This is a genomic window from Serratia sp. CC22-02, assembly GCF_900182895.1.
Lineage (GTDB): Bacteria > Pseudomonadota > Gammaproteobacteria > Enterobacterales > Enterobacteriaceae > Serratia > Serratia nevei.
The window spans coordinates 564,633-576,363 of the sequence record NZ_FXUD01000001.1 but is presented as its reverse complement, the minus strand read 5'-3'; the positions used below and the strand labels follow the sequence as shown (position 1 = coordinate 576,363).

The window sequence follows — 11,731 nt, the reverse complement described above, 5'->3', positions numbered from 1 at the left end:
AGTACGCCATGTCCTTATTTGTCATTCTCGAACGTTATTGTTCCATATCCAGCAGCAACGGCACCTCGCTGCGCTGCGCCATGCGGTTGCGGTAGGCTTCCACGTTGTCCGGCAGCGCAACCCCGGCGACGATCGATAACGAGCGCAACAGCGGGAACAGGTGAATGTCGTCCTCGGACAGCTCGCCGTTTACCGCGTCGGCGGAGACGATCAGCGACGACAGCGCTTGCAGGTCGGCTTCCAGTTCGGCGATCAGATCGGCACTGTTGGCGAGATGTTCGGCAAAATCACCGATAGCCGCCTGTTTTTTATCGATAAAGTAACGGCGGGCGCTGTCGGTGGCGAACTCTTCGAAATCGGCATGCGCAATACGCGGCAGCAGCAATTTGGCGCTGTAACTGCCGACCCGCTGCAGCCACTCGGCAATGGCCGGGTTGGTGCTACCGGTCAGCACCGGCTTGCCGTCCAGGCTATCGACATAGCGCACGATATCCAGGCTTTCCGGCATCGCTTCGCCGTCGTCTTTGATCAGGATTGGCACCATTTTTGTGCCAATCAGGTTGAATGGGGTCGTCTCGTCGTCGTTGAGCAAGGTGACCAGCCGAATCGGCTGGCGCTTCAGGCCGAAAATCATACGGGCTTTAACGCAGAAGGGGCAATGATCGTAAATGAACAGTTTCATGCTTGCTCCGGGTTGTCAGGTTTTAACAGCAATAGTTACCACAGCTTACCGAGGCTGTCTTGAAGCGCGTGTGTTGGATGGTGCGTTATTGCGACATTGCCCGCGCAACAGGCGCGGGCGAGGGGCGTTATTTCTTGGCCGGTACCGAATTGAGCACATCGATCAGGTGAATGCGGGCCTGTTCCAGATCGACCTGATCGCGCTCGTTGGCGGCGGAGACGACCTGCAGCTGTTTGATGATATCGCTTTTCAGCGCGCTGTCGCTGGCGATGATGTGGGCCAGCGCTTTTTCCACCAGGGTGGAGCGCGCATAAATCATGCGCAGGTTCAGTATCATATGTTCGAGCAGTTGCGGTAACTTCGCTTCTTCAATCATGCCGACGGGCTCCTGTGGGGTTTTTACTAACAGGATAGCAGCTGTTGCCGATTCGGCCGGATTTCTATGGCGTTAACCGCCGCGCAGCATCATCGACGCGTTGCGCCGCGGGCTGAATTGCCAGTACAGCGCCAGCAGCGTGGCAAAACCGACGGCCCCGAGCAGCAACCAGGGCAGTTCCGGCATATTCATCGCCCGTCCGGTATCGTACATCCAGCCGCCGCCGGTATAGCCCAATGCGCCGCCCAGCGCCAAACCGAGGCGGCTGAAGCCCATGTAGCTGCCGCGCGCACGCGGATCGGCCAGCGAAGCGCTCAGCGTTTCGCGCGCCGGCTCGGCGATGATCGAGCCCAGATAGAAGCAGCAGATCAGCGTGAAGACCCCCTGCAGGCTGGTGGCGAGACCGATCGGCAGCAGGCTGAGCGTCATCAGCAGCAGGCCCGCCATCAGGCGCTGTTCAAGCCGGAAGTGTTTTTCTCCCCAACGCGCCAACGGATAGAGCAACGACAGCGACAGCGCCGCTTCGATCGCGTACATCCATTTCACCGCCGCCGGTGAACCGGCAATTTCGTTGACCACGATCGGCATCATCAGCATCACCTGTACCGCCAGCATGTAGTAACCGGTCAGCGTCAGGACATAGGTGAGGAAGCGGCGATCGCGCAGAACCCGCAACAGGCCTTCTTTCATCGGCACGCGCACGGTGGAGATGCGGTAAGCCGGCAGTAACCAGGCATTCCAACCGGCAGCCAGCACGAAGATCGCCGCCCCGACCCAGCAGACAAAGTGAAAATCGTACTGCAGCAGCCAACTGCCGATCAGCGCGCCGACCACCGCGCCGGCGCTGTCCTGCATCATCAGCAGCGAGAAAAAGCGGCCGCGCTCGTGCGGACGGGTCAGTTTGATCACCAAAGCGGTGCGCGGCGGATCGAATAACGTGCCGCCGAGGGCGGAAAGCGCGCAGGAGAACCACAGGATCCAGGGCTCATCGGCCATCGCCATGGTGGCGAACCCGGCGGCGCGCAGCAACATGCCGGTGACGATCATCGGCTTGGCGCCGAAACGATCGGCAATGGCGCCGCCAAAGATGCCGAGCCCTTGTTGCAACAGCTGGCGCAAACCCAGCGCGATGCCGACGATCAGCGCCGCCCAGCCCAGCTGATCGACGAAGCGGATCGAAATAAGCGGAAAGACGACAAAGAAGCCTAACACCACCAGCAGGTTATCGAGCAACAGAAAATATTTACCCAAGCTGCGCGCTTGCGACACCAGAGACATGCTTCACCATGAGCAATTAAGAAAGAAGGGGAGACAGCCGTTCCATTCTCTACCCAATTCCCGTACGGCAACAGGGGCGGCATAGATAATATTTTTTTATCGTCAAGGTGTTACCTGAGCTGCAAAATTGGCGGAAAAACGCCGTAAAACGCGTATTCGGCGATTTACTGAGCGGCCGGGATTTTACCTCGGGGGCGGGCTACGGTTATATTGAATGCAGGGAAGCGCAGTTCTGCAGCGCTATTGGCAAAATAAAACCATGGCGAAAGATCGGCACAGGATAATGATCCGCTCGGCTTCCTAATAAATACTTCTTATCGAACCGTTTTGACTGCGGGGGAAATGATGTTCGGCTATCGCTCTGCATCGCCAAAAGTACGTCTTACAACCGACCGGATGGTGGTCCGTTTAGTGCATGAACGGGATGCCTATCGCCTGGCGGATTATTATGCTGAGAACCGGACCTTTCTCAAACCCTGGGAGCCGGTGCGCGACGAAAGCCACTGTTATCCTTCCGGCTGGCAGGCGCGCCTGGGCATGATCACCGAAATGCAAAAGCAGGGCAGCGCCTACTATTTTATCCTGCTCGATCCGGAAGAGCAGGAAGTGCGCGGCGTGGCGAACTTCAGCAACGTGCTGCGCGGTTCGTTTCATGCCTGTTTCCTCGGTTATTCGCTGGGGGAGAAATGGCAGGGGCAAGGGCTGATGTTCGAAGCCTTGCAGTCCGCTATCCGCTATATGCTGCGCCAACAGCGCATGCACCGCATCATGGCCAACTATATGCCTCACAACCAGCGCAGCGGCGCACTGCTGACGCGTCTGGGATTCGAACGTGAAGGTTACGCCAAGGATTACCTGCTGATCGACGGCAAGTGGCAAGACCACGTTTTGACGGCATACACCAATAAAGAGTGGTTACCCCCACGTTGAGGCCAAACGATGAAATATGAATTGAACGCCAAAGAGGCGCGGGTCATCGGCTGCCTGTTGGAAAAACAGGTCACGACCCCTGACCAATACCCGCTTTCGCTTAACGCCATTACCCTGGCGTGCAACCAAAAAACCAACCGCGAGCCGGTAATGGATCTGAGCGAAAGTGAAGTGCAGCAACTGCTCGATCTGTTGCTGCGCAAACATTTCCTGCGCACCCTCAGCGGGTTCGGTAACCGGGTAGTCAAGTACGAACAGCGGTTTTGCAACTCCGAGTTCGGCCAACTGAAACTCTCGCCCGCCGAACTGGCGGTGATCGCCACCTTATTGCTGCGCGGCGCGCAAACGCCGGGCGAGCTGCGCACCCGCACCAACCGGATGCACGAGTTCAACGATGTCAGCGAGGTCGAACAGGTGCTGCAGCAGCTGGCTACGCGCGAAGATGGCCCGTTCGTGGTGCGCCTGGCGCGTGAGCCGGGCAAACGCGAAAGCCGGTTCATGCACCTGTTCAGCGGCCAGATTGATGAAGCGCCGGCGGCGCTTGAGTCTGAGGTCGACGGCGACCTGAGCGCCAGGGTCAGCGCATTGGAAAACGAAGTATCGGAATTGAAACGGCTGGTGCAACATCTGTTGGCGAGGGAAGCGAATGACTAAATTGCGTGTGGGCGTGGTGGGATTGGGCAGTATTGCGCAGAAGGCTTACCTGCCAATCCTCGGCCAGGCGGCGGATTGGACGCTGGTGGGCGGTTTTTCGCCCAATCAGCAAAAAGCGCAGCCGCTGTGCGACAGCTACCGCATGGCCTGTTTCTCCCGTCTGGACAGCCTGGCCGAACAGTGCGACGCGGTTTTTGTCCACAGCAGCACCGCCAGCCATTTTTCCGTGATAGGCGAGCTGCTGAACCGCGGCGTGCACGTTTACGTCGATAAGCCGCTGGCGGAAACGCTGGAGCAGGGTGAGCAGTTGCTCGAGTTGGCCGAGCGGCGAGGCAAAAAGCTGATGGTGGGGTTCAACCGCCGTTTCGCGCCGCTTTACCGGCAGCTCAAACAGCAAATGAATCAGCCGGCTTCCATTCGCATGGACAAACATCGGACGGACAGCGTCGGCCCGCACGATCTGCGTTTTACCCTGTTGGATGACTATCTGCACGTGGTGGACACCGCGCTGTGGCTGGCGGGCGGGCGCGAGCAACTGCTGAGCGGCCGTTTGCAGGCCAACGCCGCCGGTGAAATGCTGTATGCCGAGCACCACTTCGCCTGCGGCGACACGCAGGTGACGACCAGCATGCATCGCCGGGGCGGCAGCCAGCGTGAAAGCGTGCAGGCGGTGACCGACGGCGCGCTGTATCAGTTGACCGATATGCGCCACTGGCAGCGTGAAGATGCGCAGGGCGTGTTGGAACAGCCGGTGCCGGGCTGGCAAAGCACGCTGGTGCAACGCGGCTTCGACGGGGCGGTACGGCATTTCCTTAATGCCGTCGCCAACCAGAGCGCGCCGGAAACCGGCGGCGAACAGGCGCTGGTCGCCCAGCGGGTGGTCGAGCGTTTGCTGCGGGATAACTCTATGTAACATATGGCGGTAGCTATTCTTTTCCGGATGCGTAAACTGAGCCGATTGTTTCACTGACGCCTGCTGTTGCAGGCGTTGATATTTACGGTACCTATCAGACAACCACATGAACCTACTCAAATCCTTGGCTGCCGTCAGCTCGATGACGATGTTTTCGCGGGTGTTGGGCTTTGCCCGCGATGCAATCGTCGCGCGCGTGTTCGGGGCCGGCATGGCAACGGACGCCTTCTTCGTGGCGTTCAAACTCCCTAATCTGTTACGCCGTATCTTTGCCGAAGGGGCATTTTCGCAGGCCTTCGTGCCGATCCTGGCCGAATACAAGAGCCAGCAGGGTGAAGAGGCGACGCGCACTTTTATCGCCTATGTCTCCGGGCTGTTGACGCTGGTGCTGGCGGTGGTGACGGTGCTGGGGATGCTGGCCGCGCCCTGGGTGATCTATATCACCGCGCCGGGCTTTACCGATACGCCCGACAAGTTTGCCCTGACGTCGGCGCTGCTGCGCATTACATTCCCCTATATTCTGTTGATCTCACTGGCGTCGCTGGTGGGGGCGATCCTCAATACCTGGAACCGTTTCTCGATCCCGGCCTTTGCGCCAACGCTGCTTAACGTCAGCATGATCGGCTTCGCGCTGTTCGCGGCCCCGTATTTCAATCCGCCGGTGCTGGCGCTGGCCTGGGCGGTGGTGGTGGGCGGCGTGCTGCAGCTGGGGTATCAACTGCCGCACCTGCGCAAGATCGGCATGCTGGTATTGCCGCGCCTCAAGCTGGGCGATGCCGGGGTCTGGCGCGTGATGCGCCAGATGGGGCCGGCGATCCTCGGGGTGTCGGTCAGCCAAATCTCGCTGATCATCAACACCATTTTCGCTTCGTTCCTGGTGTCCGGCTCGGTGTCCTGGATGTACTACGCCGACCGCCTGATGGAGTTTCCTTCCGGCGTGCTGGGCGTGGCCTTGGGCACCATCCTGCTGCCGTCGCTGGCCAAAAGCTTCTCGAGCGGCAACCACGACGAGTATTCGCGCCTGATGGATTGGGGGCTGCGCCTGTGCTTCCTGCTGGCGTTGCCGAGCGCCATTGCGCTCGGCATTTTGGCCAAGCCGCTGACCGTTTCGCTGTTCCAGTATGGCAAATTCAGCGCCTTTGACGCGGCGATGACGCAGCGTGCGCTGGTGGCTTACTCGGTAGGGCTGATGGGGCTGATCGTGGTTAAAGTGCTGGCGCCGGGCTTCTATTCGCGGCAGGACATCAAAACGCCGGTCAAGATCGCCATCATTACGCTGATTATGACGCAGGTGATGAACCTGGCGTTTATTGGCCCGCTGAAGCATGCCGGCCTGGCGCTGTCGATCGGTTTGGCGGCATGTCTGAACGCCTCGCTGCTGTATTGGCAACTGCGCAAGCAGAAGATTTTCCAGCCGCAGCCGGGGTGGGCGCTGTTCCTCACCAAGCTGGTGATCGCCGTGCTGGTGATGTCGGCCGTGTTGATTGGCGCGATGTGGCTGATGCCTGCCTGGGATCAGGGCAACATGCTGGAGCGTTTGCTGCGCTTGGCTGCGGTGGTGGTGGCCGGTGTGGTGGCGTACTTTGGCGTGCTGGCCGGGTTGGGCTTCCGCCCGCGCGATTTTGCTCGCCGGGTCGCCTGAGCCAAAGGCAAGCGTAAAAAAAGGTCGCCTGGGCGACCTTTTTGCTTTCTGGGCGGCGCAGTTTACATGCGTTCGACGGTTTCGATGCCCAGCGTATCCAGACCAGTTTTCAGCGTTTTTGAGGTCAGCAGCGCCAGCTTCAGGCGGCTCTGACGCACTTCTTCGCTGTCGGCGTTCAGGATCTGGCAGTGCTCGTAGAAACCGGAGAACAGGCCGGCCAGATCGTACAGGTAGCTGCACATGACGTGAGGCGTGCCTTCACGCGCGACGGTGGTGAGCACTTCTTCGAACTGCAGCAGACGGGTGGCCAGCGCAATTTCGCGCTCTTCGGTCAGCGTCAGCGGCAGCGTCAGGCTGGTTTCGTCGATGCCGGCGCGTTTGAATACCGATGCCACACGGGTATAGGCGTATTGCATATAAGGCGCGGTATTGCCTTCGAAGGCCAGCATGTTATCCCAGTCGAAGACGTAGTCGGTGGTGCGGCTTTTCGACAGATCGGCGTATTTCACCGCGCCGATGCCGACCACGCGGGCCACGGTTTTCATTTCGTCTTCCGGCATGTCCGGGTTTTTGCCGGCGATCAGCTGTTCAGCGCGTTCGATGGCCTCATCCAGCAGATCGGAGAGCTTCACCGTACCGCCCGAGCGGGTTTTGAACGGCTTGCCGTCTTTGCCCAGCATCATGCCGAACATGTGGTGTTCCAGCGAGACGGACTCCGGCACGTAACCGGCCTTGCGCACGATGGTCCAGGCCTGCATCAGGTGCTGATGCTGACGGGAGTCGATGTAATACAGGACGCGATTGGCACCCAGGGTTTCGTAGCGATACTTGGCGCAGGCGATATCGGTGGTGGTGTAGAGGTAGCCGCCATCCTTTTTCTGGATGATGACGCCCATCGGATCGCCGTCCTTGTTCTGGTATTCGTCGAGGAACACCACGGTAGCGCCTTCGCTTTCCACCGCCAGCCCTTTGGCTTTCAGATCGGCGACGATGCCCGGCAGCATCGCGTTATACAGACTTTCGCCCATCACGTCGTCTTCGGTCAGCGTGACGTTCAGGCGGTTATAGGTCAGCTGGTTTTGCGCCATGGTGATGTCGACCAGCTTGCGCCACATTTTCAGGCAGTACTGATCGCCGCCCTGCAGCTTCACGACGTAAGCGCGCGCGCGTTCGGCGAACTCGGCATCTTCATCGTAATGCTTCTTGGCTTCGCGGTAGAACTGTTCCAGATCGGACAGGCCCATGTCGCTGGCGTTTTCATTCTGCATTTTTTCCAGGTAGGCAATCAGCATGCCGAACTGGGTGCCCCAGTCGCCGACGTGGTTGGCGCGGATCACTTTATGGCCCAGAAACTCCTGGGTACGTGCCGCGGCGTCGCCGATGATGGTGGAGCGCAGGTGGCCGACGTGCATCTCTTTCGCCACGTTCGGCGCGGAGTAGTCGATAACGATAGTTTGCGGCTCAACCGGTGCGATGCCCAGTTTCGGTGCGTTTAGCACTCGATCGGCCTGGCGCGCGACCCAGTCGCTGTTCAGGAAAATGTTGATAAAGCCGGGGCCGGCGATTTCCACTTTAGCGGCGACGTCGCCGAGATCCAGCAGTTGCACCACTTTTTCCGCCAGTTGACGGGGTGGCATGCCCAGCTTTTTGGCGACGGACATCACGCCATTGGCCTGGTAATCACCAAACTGCGCCTTGGCGGATGGGCGGACCTGCGCTTCGCAATCGGCTGGCGCGCCAGCGGCGATCAGCGCCTGGCTGACTTTATCTGAAAGAAGAACCTGAATATTCACCGGGTTACCTTAATGACGAACGAGGGGCTGAAGCCAACCCCTGTGGGATTCAACGGTGGCGGGCGCGATGGGCGGCCTCCACAAAACAGCCTGCGATTGTAACCGATCTGACGGAGCCCGTCAGCAGTTGGCGCGGCCGCAGCGATGAAACTGTTGTCGGGTGCGGCGCGTTGATGGCCGGAAGGTGAAAGCAGAATGACCTGACAGAATGTACGAAGGGGAGAGTTGCAAAGCTAGCGCTTTTTATTGCGGCGACCGGCATCCAGCGTGTTGCCGCTGCGTGATTTGAAATGACGGTAGATGGCGTATACGGCGATAATTATCAACACCAAGGATATCGTCAGCAATAACATAATGATCATCTCGAATTTAAATTTCCTCCAAAGTAGCTGAGTTGCCTCGATGAATCAATTGCTCGGTGTTAAATTAAGATAATCCTTAGGTTTTTATCAGTTTTTGGATTTTATTGTCTTTTTTTACAATGGGTTGAGTATCGTGTTTTGTGCGGCTTTGATGAGTGGGAAAGACTTCAGTAAGCCAACCTATTCAATCAGTTTGACCTGCATGCCATGTACGATTTTGTGTAAAATAACTTAAATCCTTGCGTCATGATAAAAGGGTTTAATGAACTGCGAAAAATGTTATTTTTTATTTTTTTGTTGATTTTATAAGCTGTCATATTAATAAGTTCTCAGGTTTCTATTCCCCATGCACACAGTCGAAAATCATTCTGAACGGCAACCGAAAAACCTCGCAATGCTGGCGAGCGCTGTCGCCTCCGTGTAAATTACGGCGTTTCACATGCGTTCCGTTGTTTTGAGGTTTCTATGACCACCCCCTTGCAGGCCATTGCCGAGCTGGACGACCTGGTGCTCGACCTGCCGCGTTTCGAGCAGGCATTGCATCAATTTGCCGCCAAATTGCGGCTTGATCTGGCCGCGTTTACCGCCGATCACATCTCTCTGCGCTGTCATCAGAACGCCACTGCCGAACGCTGGCGCCAGGGGCTGATGCAGTGCGGGACACTGCTGTCCGAGTCGATGATCAACGGGCGACCTATCTGTCTGTTCGATTTGTCGCAGCCGCTGGCCGTGGGGCCGTGGCAGATAGACTGCGTCGAGCTGCCGTATCCCGGGGAGAAACGCTATCCGCACGAAGGTTGGGAACACGTCGAATTAGTGCTCAGTGGCGATCCACAGACGCTGCACGCCCGGGCGTTGAGCTACCTTGCCGATGAAGCGCTGCTGGCCCCGGGGATCAAACTGAAGCAAAGCTCGCCAAAAGGCGAGGGCGAGCGGCTACCGAACCCGACGCTGGCCATCACCGACGGAACGGTGACGATAAAGTTTCATCCTTATTCCATTCGAGATATCGTCGCCAGCGAACAAGGTTAGCCGGGCAGTGCCGCACAGGCTCGCGCCATGCGATCGAGCGCTTCATCGAGCAGGGCCCACCGGCAACCAAAGTTAAGCCGCACAAAGCGCCGATCGCCGAAATCCAAACCGGCGCTTAATCCTACGCCCGCGCGTTCGAAGAACTGATGCGGGTTGTCCACCGGTAAAGCGCTGCAATCGATCCACGCCAGGTAGGTGGCTTCGATTGGCAAAACCGTCAACCCCGGCATGGCGTTGATGCGCTCGATCAGCCGATCGCGATTGGCACGTAGATAAATCAGCTGCTCGTCCAGCCAGGGCTGCCCGTATTGATAAGCCGCCTGTGCCGCCACCAGCGCCAGCAGATTGACCTCCGGCACGATGCCGCTGCGCGCGCGTTTCAGCCTTTGTCGCAGCGCTTCGTTGGGAACGATCGCCAGTGAAGCGCCCAGCCCGGCAAGATTAAACGTTTTTGACGGCGACATCAGCGTCACGCTGCGTTGGGCCGCATCGTCATTCAGGGTAGCAAAAGGGGTATGCCGCACGCCGGGTTCAAGCAGCAGCTCGCAGTGGATTTCATCGGAACAGACGATTAAATCGTGCTCGCGAGCGAACTGATGGTGCTGCAACAGCTCATCCCGGCGATAAACGGTGCCACCGGGGTTCTGCGGGTTGCACAGCAACAGGAGCTTCTCGTTGCCGCTAAGCCGATCACGCATCGCGGGGAAGTCCAACACCCAGCGTTGGCCTACCGCCGTTAGCGGCACTGAGAGGTGCTTACGCCCGGCGAATTTGGCCGCTTTGCGGAACGGCGGATAAATGGGAGAGGGGGCCAGCGTGCTCTGGTGTTCTTCGGTGCAGGCACGCACGCACAGGTTCAGGCCGCATACCAGCCCAGGCAGGAAAATGATCCATTCAGGCTTGATGTGCCAGCCGTAGCGCTCTACCATGCGGCGGGTAAAAACCTCAATAAGATCAGGGGATGGGTGAGTGTAGCCGAATACGCCGTGCGCCACGCGACGCTGCAAGGCTTCGATCACCGCCGGCGGCGAGGTGAAATCGCTGTCGGCGACCCAAAGCGGAATAATGTCTCGGTCGCGATATTTATCCCACTTAACGCTGTCACTGTGACTGCGGTCTACCCATTGATCAAAATTGAATGCCATAGTTACAACCCTGAGCCGGTTTATGCCTAAGCATGAGCCTACGTGAGAAATGAAGAAATGAACAATTGCCGCCGTATGTTGGCCGTTATCTGGGGGTGACAATGATAAAACTGGAAGTTTGTTGCTTTAGCGTCGACTGCGCGCTGACGGCCGAACGGGCAGGCGCCGATCGTATCGAGTTGTGCGCCAGCCAGAGCGAGGGGGGATTGACGCCGAGTTATGGCACGCTGCGTCTGGCGCGCGAGCGGGTGGCGATCCCGGTGCATCCGATCGTTCGTCCTCGCGGTGGCGATTTCTGCTACGGCGCGGTGGATTTCGAGGTGATCAAACAGGATCTCCGCCAGATCCGCGAGATGGGGTTCCCCGGCGTAGTGGTCGGCATGCTGGACGAAGAAGGGCACATCGATCTGCCGCGCATGCGCGAAGTGATGAAGCTGTGCGAGGGCATGGCGGTGACGTTCCATCGCGCGTTCGACATGTGCCAGAACCCGATGGTGGCGTTGGAACAACTGACCGAGCTGGGCGTAGCGCGCATTCTAACCTCCGGCCAACAGCAGAACGCCGAACTGGGCCTGCCGCTGCTGCGAGATTTGCGCCAGGCCAGTCACGGCCCGGTGATCATGGCGGGTGCCGGCGTGCGCCTCAGCAATCTGCACAAGTTTGTCGACATCGGTCTGCATGAACTGCACAGCTCTTCCGGCCATCTGGTACCGTCGACCATGCGTTACCGCAAGGCGGGCGTCACCATGTGCTCCGATAACGAGTTTGACGAATTTAGCCATTATTGCGTGGATGGCGAAATGGTGGAGGCGATGAAAAACGCGCTGGCCTTGGTTGATCCCCTGGCGCAAAGCGCATAATCACGCAGCTAACCGCGTTTGAAAACCGGTTTCCGGGCCGTAAGACCCCTTTGCGTGTCACTGA

General features: G+C 58.5%; 11 protein-coding genes. 6 read left to right on the top strand and 5 right to left on the bottom strand.

Going from position 1 to position 11,731, the window contains the following annotated elements; genetic code table 11:
- Window positions 1-34: 34 nt before the first annotated feature.
- The 3 genes from grxB to mdtH all read right to left on the bottom strand — a co-directional run bounded on the left by grxB (window position 35) and on the right by mdtH (window position 2,336).
- On the bottom strand, window positions 35-682 hold the full coding sequence (gene grxB / locus QOL81_RS02765) for a glutaredoxin 2 (protein ID WP_197826980.1): 648 nt from the start codon (window positions 680-682) through the stop codon (window positions 35-37).
- A 127-nt stretch (window positions 683-809) separates the two neighbouring features.
- Window positions 810-1,058 carry a hypothetical protein gene (locus tag QOL81_RS02760; protein ID WP_048234303.1) on the bottom strand — a complete coding sequence of 83 codons (249 nt, stop codon included), beginning with the start codon at window positions 1,056-1,058 and terminating at the stop codon, window positions 810-812.
- Between the two features lie 72 nt (window positions 1,059-1,130).
- Window positions 1,131-2,336, bottom strand: a complete 1,206-nt coding sequence (mdtH, locus tag QOL81_RS02755; protein WP_060423950.1) for a multidrug efflux MFS transporter MdtH — start codon at window positions 2,334-2,336, stop codon at window positions 1,131-1,133.
- Between the two features lie 345 nt (window positions 2,337-2,681).
- On the opposite strand from mdtH, the gene rimJ reads away from it, so the two are divergent.
- The 4 genes from rimJ (at window position 2,682) to murJ (ending at window position 6,475) form a co-directional block, all read left to right on the top strand.
- On the top strand, window positions 2,682-3,266 hold the full coding sequence (gene rimJ / locus QOL81_RS02750) for a ribosomal protein S5-alanine N-acetyltransferase (RefSeq protein ID WP_025159814.1): 585 nt from the start codon (window positions 2,682-2,684) through the stop codon (window positions 3,264-3,266).
- A gap of 9 nt (window positions 3,267-3,275) precedes the next feature.
- On the top strand, window positions 3,276-3,920 hold the full coding sequence (locus tag QOL81_RS02745) for a YceH family protein (protein ID WP_169318497.1): 645 nt from the start codon (window positions 3,276-3,278) through the stop codon (window positions 3,918-3,920).
- Window positions 3,913-4,833: a Gfo/Idh/MocA family protein gene (locus tag QOL81_RS02740; RefSeq protein WP_197826982.1), complete on the top strand. Its 921-nt coding sequence runs from the start codon at window positions 3,913-3,915 to the stop codon at window positions 4,831-4,833. The genes QOL81_RS02745 and QOL81_RS02740 overlap by 8 nt, the downstream gene beginning before the upstream one ends.
- 106 nt (window positions 4,834-4,939) lie before the next feature.
- Complete coding sequence (murJ, locus tag QOL81_RS02735; RefSeq protein ID WP_033647656.1) at window positions 4,940-6,475, top strand: murein biosynthesis integral membrane protein MurJ; 1,536 nt, start codon at window positions 4,940-4,942, stop codon at window positions 6,473-6,475.
- Window positions 6,476-6,537: 62 nt separating this feature from the next.
- On the opposite strand, the gene argS is transcribed toward murJ, so the two are convergent.
- Entirely contained in the window at window positions 6,538-8,268 is a 1,731-nt protein-coding gene (argS, locus tag QOL81_RS02730; RefSeq protein ID WP_060423941.1) for an arginine--tRNA ligase, read from the bottom strand.
- 827 nt (window positions 8,269-9,095) lie between these two features.
- Between argS and QOL81_RS02725 the strand changes: the two genes are divergently transcribed.
- Complete coding sequence (locus QOL81_RS02725; RefSeq protein WP_060423939.1) at window positions 9,096-9,662, top strand: VOC family protein; 567 nt, start codon at window positions 9,096-9,098, stop codon at window positions 9,660-9,662.
- On the opposite strand, the gene QOL81_RS02720 is transcribed toward QOL81_RS02725, so the two are convergent.
- A complete protein-coding gene (locus tag QOL81_RS02720) occupies window positions 9,659-10,807 on the bottom strand; it encodes a MalY/PatB family protein (protein ID WP_060423937.1) in 1,149 nt (382 codons plus the stop codon). The genes QOL81_RS02725 and QOL81_RS02720 overlap by 4 nt on opposite strands.
- Before the next feature lie 101 nt (window positions 10,808-10,908).
- Between QOL81_RS02720 and cutC the strand changes: the two genes are divergently transcribed.
- Window positions 10,909-11,667, top strand: a complete 759-nt coding sequence (gene cutC, locus QOL81_RS02715) for a copper homeostasis protein CutC (protein ID WP_047730909.1) — start codon at window positions 10,909-10,911, stop codon at window positions 11,665-11,667.
- The last annotated feature ends 64 nt before the right edge of the window (window positions 11,668-11,731 follow it).

Coding starts and splice junctions, on each gene's coding strand:
- QOL81_RS02740 (WP_197826982.1), top strand. CDS start 3,913: ATGACTAAATTGCGTGTGGGCGTGGTGGGATTGGGCAGTATTGCGCAG.
- QOL81_RS02725 (WP_060423939.1), top strand. CDS start 9,096: ATGACCACCCCCTTGCAGGCCATTGCCGAGCTGGACGACCTGGTGCTC.
- QOL81_RS02720 (WP_060423937.1), bottom strand. CDS start 10,807: ATGGCATTCAATTTTGATCAATGGGTAGACCGCAGTCACAGTGACAGC.
- grxB (WP_197826980.1), bottom strand. CDS start 682: ATGAAACTGTTCATTTACGATCATTGCCCCTTCTGCGTTAAAGCCCGT.
- rimJ (WP_025159814.1), top strand. CDS start 2,682: ATGTTCGGCTATCGCTCTGCATCGCCAAAAGTACGTCTTACAACCGAC.
- cutC (WP_047730909.1), top strand. CDS start 10,909: ATGATAAAACTGGAAGTTTGTTGCTTTAGCGTCGACTGCGCGCTGACG.
- mdtH (WP_060423950.1), bottom strand. CDS start 2,336: ATGTCTCTGGTGTCGCAAGCGCGCAGCTTGGGTAAATATTTTCTGTTG.
- murJ (WP_033647656.1), top strand. CDS start 4,940: ATGAACCTACTCAAATCCTTGGCTGCCGTCAGCTCGATGACGATGTTT.
- QOL81_RS02760 (WP_048234303.1), bottom strand. CDS start 1,058: ATGATTGAAGAAGCGAAGTTACCGCAACTGCTCGAACATATGATACTG.
- QOL81_RS02745 (WP_169318497.1), top strand. CDS start 3,276: ATGAAATATGAATTGAACGCCAAAGAGGCGCGGGTCATCGGCTGCCTG.